11 protein-coding genes are annotated in these 20,806 nt (G+C 34.4%); 7 read left to right on the top strand and 4 right to left on the bottom strand.

The window, feature by feature from the left end:
* Positions 1-18: 18 nt before the first annotated feature.
* Together VDP25_RS03000 and VDP25_RS02995 are read left to right on the top strand one after the other, a co-directional pair.
* On the top strand, positions 19-1,140 hold the full coding sequence (locus tag VDP25_RS03000) for an ABC transporter permease (protein WP_334466686.1): 1,122 nt from the start codon (positions 19-21) through the stop codon (positions 1,138-1,140).
* A gap of 69 nt (positions 1,141-1,209) precedes the next feature.
* Complete coding sequence (locus VDP25_RS02995; protein ID WP_334466683.1) at positions 1,210-2,667, top strand: NAD(P)/FAD-dependent oxidoreductase; 1,458 nt, start codon at positions 1,210-1,212, stop codon at positions 2,665-2,667.
* 351 nt (positions 2,668-3,018) lie between these two features.
* Here the strand turns inward: VDP25_RS02995 and pncA are convergent, their stop codons facing one another.
* Together pncA and VDP25_RS02985 are read right to left on the bottom strand one after the other, a co-directional pair.
* Positions 3,019-3,624 (bottom strand): bifunctional nicotinamidase/pyrazinamidase, encoded by a 606-nt coding sequence (pncA, locus tag VDP25_RS02990; protein ID WP_334466680.1) that lies wholly within the window; start codon positions 3,622-3,624, stop codon positions 3,019-3,021.
* A gap of 43 nt (positions 3,625-3,667) precedes the next feature.
* Positions 3,668-5,065, bottom strand: coding sequence for a nicotinate phosphoribosyltransferase (locus tag VDP25_RS02985; RefSeq protein ID WP_334466677.1), 1,398 nt, complete (start codon positions 5,063-5,065; stop codon positions 3,668-3,670).
* Positions 5,066-5,631: 566 nt separating this feature from the next.
* On the opposite strand from VDP25_RS02985, the gene VDP25_RS02980 reads away from it, so the two are divergent.
* The 5 genes from VDP25_RS02980 to VDP25_RS02960 all read left to right on the top strand — a co-directional run bounded on the left by VDP25_RS02980 (position 5,632) and on the right by VDP25_RS02960 (position 12,281).
* Positions 5,632-6,939, top strand: coding sequence for a TolC family protein (locus tag VDP25_RS02980; RefSeq protein WP_334466675.1), 1,308 nt, complete (start codon positions 5,632-5,634; stop codon positions 6,937-6,939).
* 54 nt (positions 6,940-6,993) lie between these two features.
* Positions 6,994-8,070 carry an efflux RND transporter periplasmic adaptor subunit gene (locus VDP25_RS02975; protein ID WP_334466672.1) on the top strand — a complete coding sequence of 359 codons (1,077 nt, stop codon included), beginning with the start codon at positions 6,994-6,996 and terminating at the stop codon, positions 8,068-8,070.
* A gap of 278 nt (positions 8,071-8,348) precedes the next feature.
* The gene (locus VDP25_RS02970) at positions 8,349-11,543 is read left to right on the top strand and encodes an efflux RND transporter permease subunit (RefSeq protein ID WP_334466669.1); all 3,195 of its coding nucleotides are present in this window, start codon (positions 8,349-8,351) and stop codon (positions 11,541-11,543) included.
* Between the two features lie 95 nt (positions 11,544-11,638).
* A complete protein-coding gene (locus VDP25_RS02965; RefSeq protein ID WP_334466667.1) occupies positions 11,639-11,944 on the top strand; it encodes a hypothetical protein in 306 nt (101 codons plus the stop codon).
* Between the two features lie 127 nt (positions 11,945-12,071).
* Positions 12,072-12,281, top strand: coding sequence for a YgaP family membrane protein (locus VDP25_RS02960; protein ID WP_334466664.1), 210 nt, complete (start codon positions 12,072-12,074; stop codon positions 12,279-12,281).
* Positions 12,282-12,447: 166 nt separating this feature from the next.
* Here VDP25_RS02960 and VDP25_RS02955 read toward each other — a convergent pair whose 3' ends face one another.
* Together VDP25_RS02955 and VDP25_RS02950 are read right to left on the bottom strand one after the other, a co-directional pair.
* On the bottom strand, positions 12,448-14,340 hold the full coding sequence (locus tag VDP25_RS02955; protein WP_334466658.1) for a T9SS type A sorting domain-containing protein: 1,893 nt from the start codon (positions 14,338-14,340) through the stop codon (positions 12,448-12,450).
* Positions 14,341-14,397: 57 nt separating this feature from the next.
* On the bottom strand, positions 14,398-20,421 hold the full coding sequence (locus VDP25_RS02950; RefSeq protein WP_334466655.1) for a beta strand repeat-containing protein: 6,024 nt from the start codon (positions 20,419-20,421) through the stop codon (positions 14,398-14,400).
* Positions 20,422-20,806: the final 385 nt, after the last annotated feature.

Genomic DNA, 20,806 nt, shown 5'->3' with positions numbered 1-20,806 from the left:
GCCTACGCAGGAAATAATATGAAAACAATTTTATACATCATACAAAAGGAGTTCAAGCAAATCTTTAGAAATAAAGGCATGCTTCCTATCATTTTTGTTTTACCATTATTACAGCTCGTTATATTATCTAATGCAGCTACGTTTGAAGTCAAAAATATCAAATTTGGTTATATTGATAACGACCACACATCAACGTCTAGAGCCTTAGTTGAAAAATTTAACGCATCTACTTACTTTAATGTGTTAACAGATTTTCCTTCGGAAGCATTAGCAAGTTCAGCGATGTTAAAAGGAGAAGTGGATGTGCTTTTACAAATTCCACACTATTTTGAACGCGATTTACAAAAAGAAAAACAGAACAGCTTAGGCGTAACTATAAACGCAATTGATGGCGCAGCAGCAGGAGTAGAAAATGTATATGTCACACAAATTGTACAACGTTTTAATCAAAACATAAAAGTAGATGTGTTTCAAGTTTCAGACAAACAAATACAACCAATTACTATAGAGACTATTCCATTATTTTGGTATAATAAAACTTTAAATTATAAAACCTTTATGGTTCCTGGTATATTGGTTTTACTAGTTACTATGATTACGCTCTTCCTTTCAGGAATGAATATTGTCCGCGAAAAAGAAATTGGTACTCTAGAACAAATCAACGTCACACCAATTAAAAAGAGCCAGTTTATTATTGGGAAACTTTTTCCGTTTTGGGTCATAGGAATGGGCTTACTAACTGTTGGGTTAATTTTAGCCAAAGTCATATTTAATGTTCCAATGCTAGGGAGTTTACCACTTATGTATTTATATACATCAATTTATATTCTAGTCATTTTAGGTATTGGTTTGTTCATTTCTAATTTTACAGATACGCAACAACAAGCTATGTTTATTGCGTGGTTTTTTACAGTCATTTTTATTTTAATGAGTGGTTTATTTACACCAATAGAGAGTATGCCAAAATGGGCTCAAACACTTACCGAATTTAACCCAATAAGATATTTTGTAGAAGTTATGCGTATGGTGATGCTTAAAGGTTCTGGTTTTAACGATATTCTTCCACAGTTATTAAAAACAGCCCTTTATGCTTTTATAATGAATGGATTAGCGGTTTGGAGTTATAAGAAGACGAATTAAAAGACTTGTGTAACATTAGTTGCTGTGTGTCATTTTATTTGATATTACCTTTAATTAAAATTAATGATTATGTCTAAAATTGTCATTCTTGGAGCCGGAATTTCTGGTCACGTTGCAGCTACACATTTACGCAGAAAACTACCGAAAAAGCACGAAGTTGTTGTGGTATCACCTAACAGTAATTACCAATGGGTTCCGTCTAACATTTGGGTGGGAATTGGTAGAATGAAATCAGAAAAAATCTATTTTCCGTTAGCGCCTTTATATAAAAAGAAAGGTATTGGTTATAAGCAAGCCAAAGCGATTTCCTTTTTTCCTGAAGGGGATAAAATCGAAGAGAAACCTTATGTTTTATCCGAATATGTGGTTGGAGAAAAGAAAGGACAACAAGAAAAAATAACTTATGATTATTTGATTAATGCCACAGGACCAAAATTAAATTTTGAAGCTACTGAAGGCTTAATTCCTGGTAAAAATAAAGCCTATTCTGTTTGTACATATTCACATGCTGACCATGCTTGGGAAGGTTTAAAAGCGCTAATTGAAGAAATGAAAGCTGGTAAAAAAGCTAAAATTTTAATTGGTACAGGTCATGCAAAATCAACCTGTCAAGGTGCTGCTTTTGAATATATATTAAATGTAGAACAAGAATTGCGTAAGCATAATGTACGTGATATGGCTGAAGTCACTTGGATTTCTAACGAATATCAATTAGGTGATTTCGGGATGGATGGTATGTTGTTAAGCTACGGAAGCATGACCATGAAATCTCATGAAATGGTAGAAATGGTTTTTGAAGACAGAGACATTAAATGGATTCTAGGAGCAGGCGTTAATAAAATTGAAGATGGCGTAGCACATTACGAAAATTTAGAAGGAGAACAGAAATCAGAAGCTTATGATTTTGCCATGTTAATTCCTTCGTTTTCTGGTCATGGTTTTAAAGCCTATGACAAAAATGAAAACGACATTACAGAAAAACTCTTTAAAGGGTTCATGATTGTTGATGCAGATTACACACCAAAACCTTATGAAGAATGGTCTGTAAAGGATTGGCCGGAAACGTATCAAAATCCAAGTTATAAAAACATTTTCGCACCTGGTATTGCGTTTGCACCACCACACGCTATTTCTAAACCAAGAACGAGTAAAAACGGAACGGTTATTTCACCAGCACCACCAAGAACAGGAATGCCATCTGGTATCACGGCGAAGTTAGTAGCAGATAATATTATTGATTCTATAAAGAGTGGAAAAGAGTCCTTAAGCCACAAAGGTTCTATGGGAAATATGGGAGCAGCATGTATTGCTTCTGCAGGTTTTGGATTAATTAATGGAAGTGGAGTTAGTATTACAACCTATCCCATTGTTCCAGATTATGAAAAATATCCTAAAACACAAGGACGTCAACTCGGTAAAACTTTTGGGGAAATTGGTTTAGCTGGTCACTGGTTAAAATTAGCTTTACACTATGCTTTTATTTACAAAGCTAAAATGCGACCATTTTGGTGGTTGATTCCTGAGTAAGCTTTTTTTTAAAATTAGTGTGAGCTAATGAATTTTGAGTAAACACATAAGAGTAATGTCCCCTCGAGGGGACTTTAGGGGTGTTTTATTAATAAAGGAATCAAATTTGTTAAGTCACAGAAATATAACCGTGAAAATTAAAATACCATGACACAAAGAATTTCAAAATATCAAAGATTTAAAATGATGAATCCTATCATTCAGTTTTTCAAATTCATTTATTTAAGTATCAAAATAATGATAGTCGTTGCAGGAGGCCATGGTGGCACAAGAAACGTGAACTAAAATAATGATTAGAACTTAGTATGGGATTAATATCTAGAACTCATCTATTTAATGGTATAATAACTATTAAATAGATGTTGATGTTACCATCTGAATACCCATAGCAATCATTTCCTTTTTTAGTTTTTCAAAGACGTCCTTATCCAATGCTTTAGAAGCATCTTCAATAAAAAAGCAATCAAAACCTTCTTTAACAGCATCGCGTGCTGAAAAATATACGCAAATATCAGCAGCTAAACCACATAGAAAAAGCTGTGTGGTTCCTTTTTCTTTTAAATAACCAGCCAATCCGGTTGATTTTAAATGGCCATTGTCATAAAAAGCACTGTAACTATCAATAGTTTTATTGGTTCCTTTTCTAAAAATAGCTTCAAATTTGTCAGTATTTAAATCCGGATGAAATGCTGCACCTGCTGTACCTTGCACACAGTGATTTGGCCATAAAGTTTGTGGTTGCCCATGAATTTCAATCTCATCAAAGACAGATTTTTCGTCATGATTACTAGCAAAACTGATATGGTCTTTAGGGTGCCAATCTTGTGTGCCAATGATTAAATCAAATTGATCTTGAATCTTATTAATTACAGGAATAATTTGATTGCCGTTGGGAACAGGAAGAGAACCGTTTGGTATAAAATCGTTCTGCGCATCAATAATTAGTAGCGTTTTCATGAGTAGAATTTAATTTTGAATGTATTTTTTAATATCGCTTAGTTTAGAATTTATGCTTATTAATTAAAGTGTCACGTTCTTTCTTAAGTGTTGAACTCAGTCCAATTTTATAGATATGTGGATTCTGAAAACGTTTGTATTCATTAGGAAGTTGTTTTAAACGTGATTGCGAATATTTCGAAATTTCAGTAACCGATCGAGGCGGAACTATTCTTTTTCCATTTTTCATAACCTGTTCAAGTAAAGGCTCATGCTTAAATGAATTGAGGTCTAAACTTTTTGTTGTATCAAAAGGATGTTCCATTAATGTAACGTTATCTTCAGAAGAAAGTGTTACGGCATCGGCACCATAGAACATACCATTAGCGTCTATCATTCGGTAAACTTGCTTTTTAAATGGAAGCGATATTTTAATAATATTTTCAGAAAGCTTGATTCTTGGTGTATCGTTATATTCTGCTAATTTATAAACACCGTCCATGGCAGCATCAGGTTTTCCGGTCACTAGATTTGTGCCAACACCAAAAATGTCAATGGACGCACCTTGTTCCTTCAAACTTTTTATAACATATTCATCCAATTGGTTAGATGCTACAATTTTTACATAACTCAAATTCGCATCGTCAAGTATAGCACGTGTTTTTTTAGATAAATAGGCTAAATCACCACTGTCTAAACGCACACCTAAGAGACGGTCTCCTCGTTTTTCCATTTCTTTGGCTACAGTAATAGCATTGGGTAGGCCACTTTTAAGGGTGTTATAAGTGTCTATTAAGAAGACGCAATTCTCTGGTCGCATTTTAGCAAAATCTCTAAAAGCTTGTAATTCTTCATCATAACTTTGAATAAAAGAATGTGCCATAGTACCTGTAGAAGGAATATCGTAATCTTCGGCAGCTTTAACATTACTCGTACTGTCAAAACCACCAATGGCTGCAGCTCTAGAGGCATAATAGCCACCTGTAGCATGTGCACGACGTAAGCCCATATCTAAGAGAATACCATCTTTAGCACTAAATTTTATTCGGCTAGCCTTTGTAGCAATCAAGGTTTGAAAATTAAGAATGTTTAGTAAAAGCGTCTCAATAATCTGAGCTTCTATAATATTGGCTTCTACTTGCAGTATTGGTCGGTTAGGAAATACAACATCGCCTTCCTTACTCGAATAAATATTTCCTTTAAATCGGAAATTCTTTAAATAGTCTAAAAAATCATTTTCAAACCCTTTTTGTTTCAAATAGGAAATATCTGATGAAGAGAACTCGAGGGTTTCAAGAATATCTAAGACATCTTCTAGTCCTGCAAAAATGGAATACCCACTTTTAAAAGGATTATGTCTAAAATAATAATCAAATACCGCGCGTCCATTAGGTTTAGTGCCAAAATAAACTTGAGCCATTGTAATTTGATAGAGATCGGTATATGCTGCAGTAATATTCATGAGAATTTTGGATTATATCTTTACAAGATATCCAAAAATGAAAAGATGTCTTGTTGAGAATTTTGAAAAATTAAAGGGAATAAATTTAAGGATATTTTGCCACTCGGAAAGGGAAGACTAAGAAAGATTGTATTTGTTTATTAAAAAAAAATGATTTAATCGTAATTCATTTTTGTTGAGTAACATTAGTTACCAAGTATTACTATATGTTGACTTACTTTTGTAATATAAAATGGGGTTTGTTCGGTTTAATTAGAATTAAAAGCTTTGATTTTACAAACAGCCAAGTTAGTATGACACAAAGAATTTCAAAATATCAAAGATTTAAAATGATGAATCCTGTCATTCAGTTTTTCAAATTCATTTATTTAAGTATAAAAATAATGTTAGTTGTAGCTGGAGGGCATGGAGGCACAAGAAAAGTTAGCTGATGTGGTTATCAGTTTTTTTTGGTTGGTTAGTAAAAGGGCATTTATAAGGATTTATAAATGCCTTTTTCGTTGGTAACCTTTGTTACTAACTTCTGATTTTACCTAATGTACATTTGTACTATAAATTAATAATTGATGAAAAAACATATTTATATACCACTATTACTTTTAGCGTTTACAATATCAGTGAAGGCACAAGATGCAGTGTCTATATCAAAAACTGAGGTTTTAAGTAGAGTTTCAGAAAATAATACAAGTATTAAGATTTCTGAAGAGGAGTTTAAACAAGCGAAAGCCGATTTTAGACAAACCAATGCAGTGTTTTTACCTAATATTACAGCAAGTCATACCGCAATAGCGACAACGAATCCATTAATGGCTTTTGGTTCTAAGTTGAATCAAGAAATATTAACGCAAAACGATTTTAATCCTGCATTATTAAATGATCCTTCGCAGATTGAAAACTACGCTACAAAATTCGAAATTCAACAACCATTAATCAATTTTGATGGCATGTACCAACGTAAAGCTGCCAAATCTAAAATGGAAGCGATGTCTTTAAAAACAGAACGTACACAAGAGTATTTGGCTTTCGAAGTTGAAAAAGCATACATGCAATTACAACTGGCCTATAAAGCGGTTGATGTTTTAGAAAAAGCATTAGATGCTGCAAATGCCAATAAAAAATTAGCAGACAATAGTTTTAAACAAGGCTATTTACAACGCTCAGATGTGTTGAATGTTGAAGTGCGAGTAACTGAAGTTCAAAATCAATTACAATCGGCTAAAAGTAACGTACAAAATGCCTCTAACTACTTATCGTTTTTAATGAATGATGAGACGTATGTGATTTACACACCAACAGATGAGTTAACGGTTTCAACTTTTGCAATGGAAGATAAATCTATTTCTGAAAATCGTTCGGATATTAAAGCCATGGAATTGGCTTCAAAGGCTTATGAAGCTATGAATAAGGCTGATAAAATGGCATTCTTACCAAGATTAAATGCATTTGGAAGTTACGAGTTGTATGACGATCAAATTTTTCAAGCCGACGCTAGTGGTTATTTATTTGGCGCACAATTAAGTTGGGATATTTTTCAAGGCTCTAAACGCTTTGGGAAAGCACAAAAAAGTAAATCAGAATTCGAAAAATCAAAATTAGAATACAAACAATATGTGTCTCAAAGTAATTTGGAATTAAACAAAGCAAAACGTGCCTTATTGGATGCAGAAAATAAGTTAAAATTAACAGCTTTAGCTTTAGAACAATCAGAAGAATCTTTAAGAATAAGAACCAATAGATTTAAAGAAGGACTAGAAAAAACGTCTGATTTATTAATGGCAGATACACAATTTGCTCAAAAGCAATTAGAATATTACCAAACCATTTTCGAATACAATTACGCACAAGCCTATTTAGAATTTTTAACCAAAGAATAATTTTTTCTACAAAGTTTCTAAAACCTTGTAGGTATTAAAATAAAAACAATCAAAATGAAAAAAACATATACAATTCTAACATTTTCCTTAGCCTTATTACTAGCGAGTTGCGGAAGTGAAGACAAAAAGCCAATTACCGATAATTCACCTGCAATTACGGTAAAAACGAGTCAGGTAGAAGCCAATACGAATAGTCCATTTTTGGCTGTAAGTGGGAAAATTCAAGCAGTTAATAGTGCTGATTTAAGTACTAGAATGATGGGTTACGTTAATAAAGTTCATGTTAATGTTGGCGATAAGGTTAAAAAAGGACAATTATTAGTGTCTATTAATAATGCCGATTTACAAGCCAAACGAGCACAAGTAAATGCTGGCATATCAGAAGCAACAGCTGCCTTCAATAATGCACAAAAAGATTATAATCGTTTTAAAAACTTGTTCGCAGATAATAGTGCTTCTCAAAAAGAGATGGATGATATAACGGCCAATTTTGAAATGGCTAAAGCACGTTTAGAATCTGCCAATCAAATGAAAAACGAAATTAATGCACAATTTACGTATAGTAATATTACGGCACCTTTTAACGGAACCATTACAAGTAAAAATGTAGAAGCTGGTGATATGGCAAATCCAGGAGCACCATTAATAAGCATTGAAACGCCAGGACATTTTGAAGTGATGGCTATGGTACCTGAATCTGAAATTTCTGCAATAAAAAAAGGAACTACTGTTGACGTATTGGTGAAATCAATTAATCAAACCTTAAAAGGAAAGGTAGCTGAAGTAAGTACATCTGCCAAAAACACAGGTGGACAATATTTGGTAAAAATAGCTTTAGATAAAACAGAAGTCAATATTTTATCAGGAATGTTTACAACAGTACAATTTCCTGTAGAAAGAAAAGCAGTAACAGCAATGGTCTTAATTCCAAGTGATGTTATTATAACAAACGGACAATTATCTGGTGTGTATACCGTAAGTCAAAGTAATACAGCATTATTAAGATGGTTGCGTTTAGGAAGAACCTTTGGAGACCAAGTAGAAGTATTATCGGGTTTAAATGCAGATGAAGCGTATATCGTTTCTGCTGAAGGAAAACTTTACAATGGAGCAAAAATCAGTGTGCAGTAGGTATCAGTAGACAGTCGCAGTCACAGTTTTTAGTATCCTGCAAGGTTTCAAAAATCGTGTAGGACTTAATAAAGAGGAGTAAATAACACAAAAGAGTACGCGCGTTAAGGATAGAAACGGCATCCTTTTTACGTCAGTTTGAGTGAATTTGCCTAAGCAAATTTGTATCGAAAACAAGTAAAAAGATATAGTGTATAGCCTGACTTTTTGCGATCCTGTAAGGTTTTTAAAACCTGACAGGTATGAGTAAAAAGTAACGCCCAAAATAAATAAACAAAATGAAAGAAGGAATCGCAGGTAAAATAGCCAAAGTCTTTATGCAATCGAAGCTCACCGTGCTTTTAATGATTGTATTTATGGTGGTTGGTGTATATAGTTCGTTTTTAATTCCGCGTGAAGAAGAACCACAAATCGATGTGCCAATGGCAGATATTTTTGTAGGTTATCCTGGCGCAAGTCCTACGGAAGTAGAATCGCGTGTCATTAAACCTTTAGAGCAATTAATATCGAATATTAAAGGTGTAGAATATGTGTATTCAACGTCCATGAAGGAACAAGGCATGGTGATTGTTCAGTTTTATGTGGGCGAAGATATTGAGCGTTCGTTTGTGAAAATGTACAACGAAATCAATAAACACATGGACCAAATGCCAGCTGGTGTAACGTTTCCGTTGGTGAAAACACGTGCTATTGATGATGTGCCAATGTTGGGTTTAACTTTGTGGAGTGAGAATTATGACGATTACCAACTCAACCAAATGGCTCAAGAATTAGAGGCTGAGATTAAGAAGGTAAATGATGTGGCGATTACTCATAAAATTGGAGGAAGAGACCGTCAGTTACGTGTAGTTTTAGATAAGGATAAATTAGCAGCGAGTGGATTAGATTTCTTGTCAGTTTCAGAAATGATTAAGGCCAATAACAGTCAATTAAGTGCTGGGAGTTTTGATAAAAGTGATACGGAGTTTTTGGTAAATACAGGTAAGTTCTTAGCCTCAGTAACTGATGTTGAAAATTTAGTGGTTGGTGTGCAACAAAATCAGCCAATTTATTTAAAACAAGTCGCTAACATTATCGATGGGCCAGAAGTGCCACAGAATTACGTGAGTTTAGGCTTTGGAAAAGGAGGTGAAAAATCAGCTGAGTACAAGTCAGAATATCCTGCAGTTACCATTTCTGTTGCCAAACGAAAAGGTGCAGATGCCATGAAAATCGCGGAAGTGATTATAGACAAGGTAGACCATTTACGTAGTACGTTAATTCCAGATGATGTGCATGTAGAAATTACAAGAAACTACGGTGAAACAGCATCTCATAAAGTGTCAGAATTACTATTACACCTTATCGGTTCTATCTTTGCAGTAACCATTGTGGTCATGTTAGCCATGGGTTGGCGAGGTGGATTGGTTGTGTTTTTATCCGTGCCAATTACGTTTGCGTTAACCTTGTTGAGTTACTATATGATGGATTACACACTAAACCGAATCACGTTATTCGCATTAGTATTTGTAACAGGAATCGTCGTCGATGACTCAATTATCATTGCCGAAAATATGCACAGGCATTTTAAAATGAAACGCTTGCCATTTAAACAAGCTGCTTTATATGCTATTAACGAAGTTGGTAACCCAACCATTTTAGCAACCTTTACGGTAATAGCGTCTGTTTTACCAATGGCTTTTGTGTCTGGTTTAATGGGGCCATATATGGCACCAATGCCAATTGGAGCATCTATTGCTATGATTTTATCCTTATTTGTTGCTCTAACAATTACACCATATTTAGGGTATATTTTCTTAAGAGAAAAAGACAAGAAAGGAGCAGAAGAGCAACCTGAAAAAGCGGTTGAAGACACGCTTATTTATAGAATTTACAACAAGTTTGAAAGACCACTTTTAGAAAGTAAAGGCAAACGTTGGTTGTTTTTATTAGGAACTTTTGCAGTGTTAATAGGAACGATGGCCTTATTTTTTACCAATTCGGTAGCCGTAAAAATGTTGCCTTTTGATAACAAGAATGAGTTTCAAGTGGTGATTGATATGCCAGAAGGTACCACCTTAGAACGTACTGGTGTTGTCGCTCAAGAGATTTCTCAATACTTATCTAATAGACCAGAAGTGGTCAATTATCAAAACTACGTTGGGACGTCTGCACCAATTACGTTTAACGGTTTAGTGCGTCACTACGATTTGCGTGGTGGATCTAATATGGCAGATATTCAAGTGAATTTATTAGCCAAAGAAGACCGTTCAGCGCAGAGTCATGATATCGCTAAATTAATGCGTCCAGATATTCAGAAAATTGCAGCGAAATATAATGCCAATGTGAAGTTGGTAGAAGTGCCACCAGGACCACCTGTATTATCAACTATTGTTGCCGAAATTTATGGACCTGATTATAATGAACAGATTAAAGTTGCAAACCATGTTCAAGATATCTTAAAGAATACAACTGATGTGGTTGATATTGATTGGATGGTTGAAGACGACCAAATTGAATATCAATTTGATATCAATAAAGAGAAAGCCATGTTGTATGGAGTGGCGCCACAGCAAATTGCATACACTATGAATATGGCGTTATCTAATAGAGCGATTACAACGCTGTACGATGAGGATGCTGTTAACCAAATAGGTATCGTACTGGCATTGGATGAAAAAGAGAAATCGACTATTACAGATATTTCACAATTGAAGGTAAAATCGAAACAAGGTCACATGGTACCAATTTCAGATTTGGTTGATATTTCTCAAACTATTGCAGCAAAAAGCATTTACCATAAAAATCAAAAACGTGTGGTTTATGTGATGGCAGATATGGCTGGAGACTTAGAAAGTCCTGCGTATGCTATTCTTGGTATGGAAGAAAAATTGAAAGAAATTCCATTACCACAAGGCTTTGAGATTAATGAAATGTATTTAGGTCAACCAGAGTTTGAAGATAACTATACGGTTAAATGGGATGGCGAATGGCAAATTACTTTAGAAGTTTTTAGAGATTTAGGTATTGCCTTTTTAGGAGCTATTATCTTAATATATATCTTAATTGTAGGATGGTTTCAAAACTTTAAAGCACCAATTGTTATGATGGTTGCGATCCCATTATCCCTAATCGGAATTATTCTAGGACATTGGCTTATGGGAGCATTCTTTACAGCAACTTCTTTTATAGGCATGATTGCTTTAGCCGGAATCATGGTGAGAAACTCAGTATTACTGATTGACTTTATTAACTTAAGAACAGCAGAAGGTGTACCGCTAAAACAAGCTGCAATTGAAGCAGGAGCCGTTAGAACCACACCAATTTTATTAACTGCGGGAACAGTTGTAATTGGCGCTTTCGTGATTTTGTTTGACCCAATTTTCCAAGGATTAGCAATCTCATTAATGGGAGGAACAATTGTGTCAACAGTATTAACATTGTTGGTGGTGCCATTAGTGTATTATATGATAGAGAAGAAGAATTATAAGTAATAATTGTTCCGCAAATTTCACAGATTTGCGCAGAAAAACAAACACTACAATCTGCGTGAATCTGTGAAATCCGCGAGAAACTAAAACACAAACAAATGAAATTAGTCATAGTCACCGTAGTGGATTACTACAAAAAGGATATTATCCAATTATTTAAACAGGCTCAAATTAGTAATTTCAGTGAGTCCGATATTGAAGGATTTAAAAACAGTACCACGGCAAGGTTAAGTGCCAATTGGTTTGCAAGTGAACATAGTGGTGCAGATTCTGAAATGTTCTTTTCTTTCACCGAAGAAAAAAATATTGATGAGCTATTCAGTCTTATAAAATCCTTTAATGAAAAATTAGAAACCAACAATCCAATCAAAGCGGTTGTGGTGCCTATTGAAAGATTCATTTAAAATCGAGCAAATTTTAAATACAGAACTAAGTTCCGTACTTAGGCTATATTCCTATAGCGTTTTAATTAATAATCAAAACCTATAAGGTTGACTAAACCATATAGGTCATAATAAAAAAAAAGAAAAGATGTTAAATACATATTTTAGAGTTATTGTTGGTTTCATGGTGCTTTTAAGCGTTGTTTTAACCGTATATGTGAATCCAAATTGGATGTGGTTTACCGTATTTATTGGAGTGAATTTAATTCAATCGGCCTTTACAAAATGGTGCTTATTAGAAACTATTTTAGTAAAGTTAGGAGTAAAGAAAGAGGGGGGGAGTTGTAAGTCTTGTTAACAGTGGTTGCCTTCTTTTTAATATATAAAGTAGATTTGGGGCTTCTTTACGGATAGTTATATTGTAATTGACAGACTGCAATTTATTAAATGATTAGAATCAGTGAGTTAACATTATTTTTGTTGAAAAGCACATTGTTAATTTCTAATTGCTTTACTATATCGTCTTATTTATGAGTTACTATTAGTTTTTTAGTAAAAGACTCGTTGTTTAAAAGTTGAATACTAGCTAAATATACCCCATCATTTAAAGATTTTGAAGGGAAACTATACTGATCTTGAATAGATGAAATGGAATGACTTAAAACTAATCTTCCATTGATATCGTATACTTGGAACGATTTTAAGTCCTTCATATTAGGGTTTAATAGAAGAATCTGAGATTCTTGATTATTCGCTATAATATCAAATTGGTTTTTAATATGAGTTTGAGCTATTAATGTATTTTCATTTTCAAATACAATTCTAAAACGAGAATCAAAATTTCCTGCACTTATATTTAGGTCATAATCTTGCTGTGTTAAATCTACGTACATATTATTTTCTAAATCATGTAAATATATCGGTTGACCTTCTTCAAAATTTTGAACGTCAAAAATGCTAAACTTCAATTGTTGTTGTTGGCTGGATTTAACCACTACAGGTAATGATAAATCTAAAGCGTAAGCATGTGCTTGAATGGTATAAGGTACTGTTTCTAATACCCAATAAGCATCAGATGGTGCATCACTAGACGATTTTGCTTCTAATCCATAATCAAATCCGGGAGTTGCTGAATCGTGAAAATTATGAAGCAATTGTCTTGTATATTGATCATTAAATGTAACATTTAAACGAAATCTCTTATGATCTTGAGGAACATTATTAAGGCCATATTCATTATATAATGGTTCGTCTGAATCCATATCTTCCGATGAAGTCTGAGCGTCTGCACTTCTAAAGAACACACTATTACCATCTGAAATCTTTTCATATACGCGATGCGCATTTTTCATATGTACTAAAGAACCAGGTAATATACCACTAGCACCTTCTATCATGAAACCTTGACCAATTGGAATGTATCGTTTTGATATTTTAGACCCTGTATTGCCATCCGCTGATGGGGCTAAAGGTATTGGATTTCCTGCACCATCATAAGCTGAAAACATGGCATTTACAAAACTTTCAACACCAGTACTAGAGATTGTATATGATGCATAGCCACCTACATAATCTGCAAGCGTGTGAGACCCTTCATCGGATTGCTCCCAAAAATACAGTGCACCAGTAGTTGTAGGTTGTGGACTTGGTCCATTATTCAAGTTGGTATTTTGTGGATCATGGATAAAACGTAAGGCATCTACTGCTGATGGATAAGGATTACCTATTAACGTAAATTCGTCAGCAGTAATAATATTACTTATGGTTCCATTATTAGCTTTTCCCCTAAAATCATATAATTGATTGCTAGTTCCCAGTACTCCTTTCATAGTGAATCCAAGTCCAGGCAAAATTGGGGACGACGCACCAACATAATTCCAATCGGCATAGTCATTAGATGTGTTAAAGGTGTAAAGCCAACGATTAGAAATTGTTAATGATGGTGATGAAAATCCATTAAAATTAGATGTAAATCCTGCATCAGTACTAGAAGTTAACCCTTCTGGATCTTGCACAGTTATGATATGAGTAGCCTCATCAATTAAATTGACACGTGCAGATTCATTCCCAAATAGATTAGAATTATTCCCTACTGGAGAGCACCAATAATTATAAGTATAATTACTAGCATTACCTGTCTGATAAACACTGAGTTCACCAATTCCTGTATTAGAAGAAACTTCATTGCCTTGAATGAGCTGCCCCTCCTTCCTTAAATAAAATTTTGACTCCGATTCTCCTAAGGTAATCGCATTATTTACAAAAATAATTTCATCATTAACTGTAATGAAATTATCATTTCTTACGCTTAACTGAGCAAAAGATGAGAAGGTAGCGCCTAAAATGAAAACAAAAACGGTAATAGTCCTTATTCGAAAATTAATAGGATTTATGAGTAAACGATTATAAAACATCATAATTGATAATTTAATTGCTAAAAACACCTTGACATTTTTATGGGTATGTCTATTGAATTAATTTACGGTTGCCGTAACGTTTGATTCTTTATAAGACCAGCTATCACTACCTAAATTTCTTCCCCAAAGCGATATGGTGTACGTTCCTTCACAAGAACTATTTGCACCACTGGTACCATGGTAACCTTTGAAATCATCGTGATTGATTTCTGAAAAATCACCACCTGATAAACTGATATCGCTGCATCCACCGCTTCCAGTTAAACGAACTTCAAAGTTTAACGTATCTGTAGTGCTAGCACCAGTTAGTTTAACTATGGTTGACCAGTTCACTAAGATTACATCTCCATTTCTAACATCTAATGCAGAAGATAAACTTGTAATTCTTCTCCAATCATCCGAACTATTATAATTAGCACTTGTACCTCTGGCAAAAGTTGCACTTCTAGTTGATCTAATGTTTAAAACCCCCTGGCTATCTGCGTACACAATTCTATTTTGTGAATTGCTTAAATCACGTACTCGGGCTGTACCGTCAATATCTAATTTTTCTGATGGCCCAGTTGTACCAATTCCTAATCCAGTTGTAGTTAAGGTCATTTCTGTACTAGTCGTTACAGCAGTGCCAGCTGTTACGCCTTCAGCTATTTCAAAAGACATTGCAGCGTTTGTACTGCTATCTACGTTTACACTGATGCGTGCTGCATTACCATTTATATCAGGAATCCGGTCAGTATTATTAAAGGTTATGTTTGCATTTCCACCGCTATCATTAACTGTAAGTGCTACCGAACCTGTATTTTTACCTGCTTCTATTCTATTGGTTTCAATTTGGGCGTGTGTTGAACTTGCGCGACCCACTTGAATGATACCGTTGAGTACGTTTAGTCTTTCTTCGGGATCAGACATGCCAATACCAATTCTATTTGTGTCAGCATCTATTGTAAATGTAGATCCATCAACTTGGAAGGCATCGTTGGCACTACCACTAAAATCTATTGTATTGGTATTCAAATTAACTATTCTATTTGAGGTTAAAGTACCATTAGTATAATATATATTATCTTCGTTTCCACCACCAGCAGCTACAATCTCTGCAGCTGTACGTTTACGAATATTACCACTAGAATCTCTCGTTAAAATATTATCAGTAGCATCTCCGTTATTCACTGTTCTAATTCTAGCTGTTCCGTTAACATCTAATTTAGCCGTTGGATCACTAATACCAATACCCACATTACCACCATCTTCAATATATAAGTCATCCGTGTTGTTGGTTCCTAATCTTACTTGTCCAGATCCACGATTACGTAAATACATAATACCGTTACCTTCATTGTCAATAATAAAATCCCCATCAGAACCATTATTTCTAAAAATTTCAGCGTCATTTGAGGCATCAGCATCAGTAAAAAATTGAATTCTAGAATTTCTATTACCAGTACCCATTTCGTTAAGTCTAATATCTCCATCACGTGCGATATTAGAGCCTAATCTACTATTTCCATTAACATGAAATCGTTCTGTAGGAGTAGTGGTTCCAACTCCCACGTTACCGCTACTGTTTATTCTTATTCTTTCGTTATTATTTGTGTAAATCGCTAAATTTCCATCACCTTGCTGTTGTAAACCCGTATCTGTATCTCCAATGGCCAAATCTATATTTGGGTAAGTGGTTCCTATACCTACATTATTTGCGCTACCATCGATAACTAAAGTGTTGGCATCAAAGTTAATATCGTAGTTATTCTGAGTGATATTACGATTACCAGTAATTGTTCCACTAGTAGAGTAAATATTATCATCGCTTCCGCCACCAGCAGCTACAATTTCTGCTGCTGTTCTTCTGCGGATATTACCACTAGCATCTCTAGTTAAGATATTATCTGTTGCCGCACCAATATTTACTGTTCTAATTCTAGCTGTTCCATTGACATCAAGTTTTGCTGTTGGATTATTTAATCCCACACCAACATTATTAGATCCACCGTCTACAACTAGCGTATTTGAATCAAAGTTTAAATCATTTGTTCCAGAAATAAGAACATTTGTATTAGTTGTAATGGTACCTCCTAGACGAACATCATTTCCCGACTTAGATAAACCATTGCTAGTTGTAATATTAGAAATTCCTGCAGCTGTTACAATTTCTGCCGCTGTTCTTCTGCGGATATTACCACTAGTATCTCTAGTTAAGATATTATCTGTTGCCGCACCAATATTTACTGTTCTAATTCTAGCTGTTCCATTGATATCAATTTTTGCTGTTGGGTTATTCAGTCCCACACCAACATTATTAGATCCACCGTCTACAACTAGCGTATTTGAATCAAAGTTTAAATCATTTGTTCCAGAAATAAGAACGTTTGTATTAGTTGTAATGGTACCTCCTAGACGAACATCATTACCCGACTTAGATAAACCATTGCTAGCTGTAATATTAGAAATTCCTGCAGCTGTTACAATTTGTGCCGCTGTTCTTCTGCGAATATTACCACTAGCATCTCTCGTTAAAATATTGTCAGAGTCGTCTCCGTTATTCACCGTTCTAATTCTAGCTGTTCCGTTAACATCTAATTTAGCCGTTGGATCACTAATACCAATACCCACATTACCACCATCTTCAATATATAAGTCATCCGTGTTGTTGGTTCCTAATCTTACTTGTCCAGATCCACGATTACGTAAATACATAATACCGTTACCTTCATTGTCAATAATAAAATCCCCATCAGAACCATTATTTCTAAAAATTTCAGCGTCATTTGAGGCATCAGCATCAGTAAAAAATTGAATTCTAGAATTTCTATTACCAGTACCCATTTCGTTAAGTCTAATATCGCCATCACGTGCGATATTAGAGCCTAATCTACTATTTCCATTAACATGAAATCGCTCTGTAGGAGTAGTGGTTCCAACTCCCACGTTACCGCTACTGTTTATTCTTATTCTTTCGTTATTATTTGTGTAAATCGCTAAATTTCCATCACCTTGCTGTTGTAAACCCGTATCTGTATCTCCAATGGCCAAATCTATATTTGGGTAAGTGGTTCCAATACCTACATTATTTGCGCTACCATCGATAACTAAAGTGTTGGCATCAAAGTTAATATCGTAGTTATTCTGAGTGATATTACGATTACCAGTAATTGTACCACTAGTAGAATAAATATTATCATCGCTTCCGCCACCAGCAGCTACAATTTCTGCTGCTGTTCTTCTGCGGATATTACCACTAGCATCTCTCGTTAAAATATTATCTGTTGCCGCACCAATATTTACAGTTCTAATTCTAGCTGTTCCATTGACATCTAATTTGGCAGTCGGGTTATTTAATCCCACACCAACATTATTAGATCCACCGTCCACAACTAGCGTATTTGAATCAAAGTTTAAATTATTTGTTCCAGAAATAAGAACATTTGTATTAGTTGTAATGGTACCTCCTAGACGAACATCATTTCCCGACTTAGATAAACCATTGCTAGCTGTAATATTAGAAATTCCTGCAGCTGTTACAATTTGTGCCGCTGTTCTTCTGCGAATATTACCACTAGCATCTCTCGTTAAAATATTGTCAGAGTCGTCTCCGTTATTCACCGTTCTAATTCTAGCAGTTCCGTTAACATCTAATTTAGCCGTTGGATCACTAATACCAATACCCACATTACCACCATCTTCAATATATAAGTCATCCGTGTTGTTGGTTCCTAATCTTACTTGTCCAGATCCACGATTACGTAAATACATAATACCGTTACCTTCATTGTCAATAATAAAATCTCCATCAGAACCATTATTTCTAAAAATTTCAGCGTCATTTGAGGCATCAGCATCAGTAAAAAATTGAATTCTAGAATTTCTATTACCAGTACCCATTTCGTTAAGTCTAAAATCTCCATCACGTGCGATATTAGAGCCTAATCTACTATTTCCATTAACATGAAATCGCTCTGTAGGAGTAGTGGTTCCAACTCCCACGTTACCGCTACTGTTTATTCTTATTCTTTCGTTATTATTTGTGTAAATCGCTAAATTTCCATCACCTTGCTGTTGTAAACCCGTATCTGTATCTCCAATGGCCAAATCTATATTTGGGTAAGTGGTTCCAATACCTACATTATTTGCGCTACCATCGATAACTAAAGTGTTGGCATCAAAGTTAATATCGTAGTTGTTCTGAGTGATATTACGATTACCAGTAATTGTACCACTAGTAGAATAAATATTATCATCGCTTCCGCCACCAGCAGCTACAATTTCTGCTGCTGTTCTTCTGCGGATATTACCACTAGCATCTCTCGTTAAAATATTATCTGTTGACGCACCAATATTTACAGTTCTAATTCTAGCTGTTCCATTGACATCTAATTTGGCAGTCGGGTTATTAATGCCTATACCAACTTCATTTGCACTACCATCGATTACTAAAGTATTGGCATCAAAATTGACATCATAGTTATTCTGAGTGATATTACGATTTCCAGTAATTGTACCACTGGTAGAATAAATATTATCATCGCTTCCACCACCTGCAGCTACAATTTGAGCAGCCGTTCTACGACGAATATTACCACTAGCATCTCTGGTTAATATATTATCAGTATCTGCTCCGTTATTTACTGTTCTTATCCTAACGTCTCCATTGACATCTAATTTAGCAGTTGGGCTGTTTATGCCTATACCAACTTCGTTAGCGCTACCGTCTATTACTAAGGTGTTTGAATCAAAATTAAGATCGTAGTTACCTTGAGATACATAGCGATTTGCCGTAATAGTACCATTAGTAGAATAAATGTTATCATCACTTCCACCTCCAGCAGCTACAATTTGAGCAGCCGTTCTACGACGAATATTACCACTAGCATCTCTGGTTAATATATTATCAGTATCTGCTCCGTTATTTACTGTTCTTATCCTAACATCTCCGTTGATATCTAATTTAGCAGTTGGGCTGTTTATGCCTATACCAACTTCGTTAGCGCTACCGTCTATTACTAAGGTATTTGAATCAAAATTAAGATCAAAATTACCTTGGTTTACAAAACGATTACTAGTAATTGTACCATTAGTAGCATAAATGTTATCGTCGTTTCCACCACCTGCAGTTACTATTTGAGCGGCTGATCTACGACGAATATTTCCACTGGAATCTCTAGTTAATACATAATCCGTATCCGCTCCAATATTGACTAGTCTTATCCTAGCATCTCCGTTGACATCTAATTTAGCTGATGGATTGTTTATGCCTATACCAACTTCGTTGTCACTACCATCTATTACTAAGGTGCTTGAATCGAAATTTAAATCGTAATTACCTTGGTTTACATAACGATTACCAGTAATAGTACCATTAGTAGCATAAATGTTATCATTGTTTCCGCCACCTGCAGCTACAATTTCAGCCGCTGTTCTACGACGAATGTTTCCACTAGAATCTCTCGTTAATATATTATCAGTTGCAGCTCCATTATCTACAGTTCTAATTCTAGCTGTTCCATTAACGTCTAATTTCGCTGTAGGATTACTTACACCTATACCTACTTCATTTGCACTACCATCTATAACTAAGGTGTTTGCATCTATATTTAAATCATAGTTACCTGTTGTTAAGGTTCTATTAGCATCTAACGTTAAGTTTGTATTTGCAATATTGCTATCTGTATTTCCAATAATATCAGCTAATGGTACGGAAGCAGTATTACCATTTTCTAAAGTAATACTCAGGTTAGATCCTATAACACTAAAATTTGTAATTTTTTGATTATCTACATTAGAGCCTGCAGCTACACGAACCCATTCACTACTATCCCAATAATAGTAACCTGGTTCAACATTATTTATGGTTTGCGTGTTATAAACTAAGAGACTTTCTACGTTACCACTTGTAATAGTAGATACGTCATTAGTACTAGTAAGTTCTACTCTAGGAATAAGTAAACCTTGAGTACTAGATTCAATTTCTAATATTGAAGAAGGATTAGGAGTAGTGGTACCAATTCCTACTTGTGCATTTGTATATAAACAAAAACAAAAAAAGATAATTGTAATTTTAAATACTGTAGATAATCGAAGATTCATTTTTCTTTTTTATTTGTTAACCTGAGCTCGCAAAGTAACAAAATAAAAATCGATAAAACGCTTTAATCATCGATAAAGTGTAAATAATAACGATAAAAAGTTTATTTTATCGTTTAAGTGTAAGTTGATGTATGGCTTTATTTTATTGATTAATAGGTTTTTAAAACCGTAAATTCTAGGTTAATTTTCTTTAAGTAAAATGAAAAAAAAATATGAATTATTTATTTTTTAAGCCCAGAATGATTGATTATAAATGAAAAATCTTACAAAATAGACATTCATATTTATTTAAGGACTCCTATAATTTTAAAAAAGTAATAGTATTTCTTAGGTTATTTTAGGGGTATTACAACTGTTGCCGAAAGATTAAGTGGTTTGCGTCAAT

It is taken from the genome of Winogradskyella sp. ECml5-4 (assembly GCF_036903175.1).
In the GTDB taxonomy this organism is placed as follows: domain Bacteria; phylum Bacteroidota; class Bacteroidia; order Flavobacteriales; family Flavobacteriaceae; genus Winogradskyella; species Winogradskyella damuponensis.
This window is presented reverse-complemented; position numbering and strand designations above follow the sequence as displayed.

Coding starts and splice junctions, on each gene's coding strand:
- VDP25_RS02975 (WP_334466672.1), top strand. CDS start 6,994: ATGAAAAAAACATATACAATTCTAACATTTTCCTTAGCCTTATTACTA.
- VDP25_RS02960 (WP_334466664.1), top strand. CDS start 12,072: ATGTTAAATACATATTTTAGAGTTATTGTTGGTTTCATGGTGCTTTTA.
- VDP25_RS02980 (WP_334466675.1), top strand. CDS start 5,632: ATGAAAAAACATATTTATATACCACTATTACTTTTAGCGTTTACAATA.
- VDP25_RS02950 (WP_334466655.1), bottom strand. CDS start 20,421: ATGAATCTTCGATTATCTACAGTATTTAAAATTACAATTATCTTTTTT.
- VDP25_RS02995 (WP_334466683.1), top strand. CDS start 1,210: ATGTCTAAAATTGTCATTCTTGGAGCCGGAATTTCTGGTCACGTTGCA.
- VDP25_RS02965 (WP_334466667.1), top strand. CDS start 11,639: ATGAAATTAGTCATAGTCACCGTAGTGGATTACTACAAAAAGGATATT.
- VDP25_RS02955 (WP_334466658.1), bottom strand. CDS start 14,340: ATGATGTTTTATAATCGTTTACTCATAAATCCTATTAATTTTCGAATA.
- pncA (WP_334466680.1), bottom strand. CDS start 3,624: ATGAAAACGCTACTAATTATTGATGCGCAGAACGATTTTATACCAAAC.
- VDP25_RS02970 (WP_334466669.1), top strand. CDS start 8,349: ATGAAAGAAGGAATCGCAGGTAAAATAGCCAAAGTCTTTATGCAATCG.
- VDP25_RS02985 (WP_334466677.1), bottom strand. CDS start 5,065: ATGAATATTACTGCAGCATATACCGATCTCTATCAAATTACAATGGCT.
- VDP25_RS03000 (WP_334466686.1), top strand. CDS start 19: ATGAAAACAATTTTATACATCATACAAAAGGAGTTCAAGCAAATCTTT.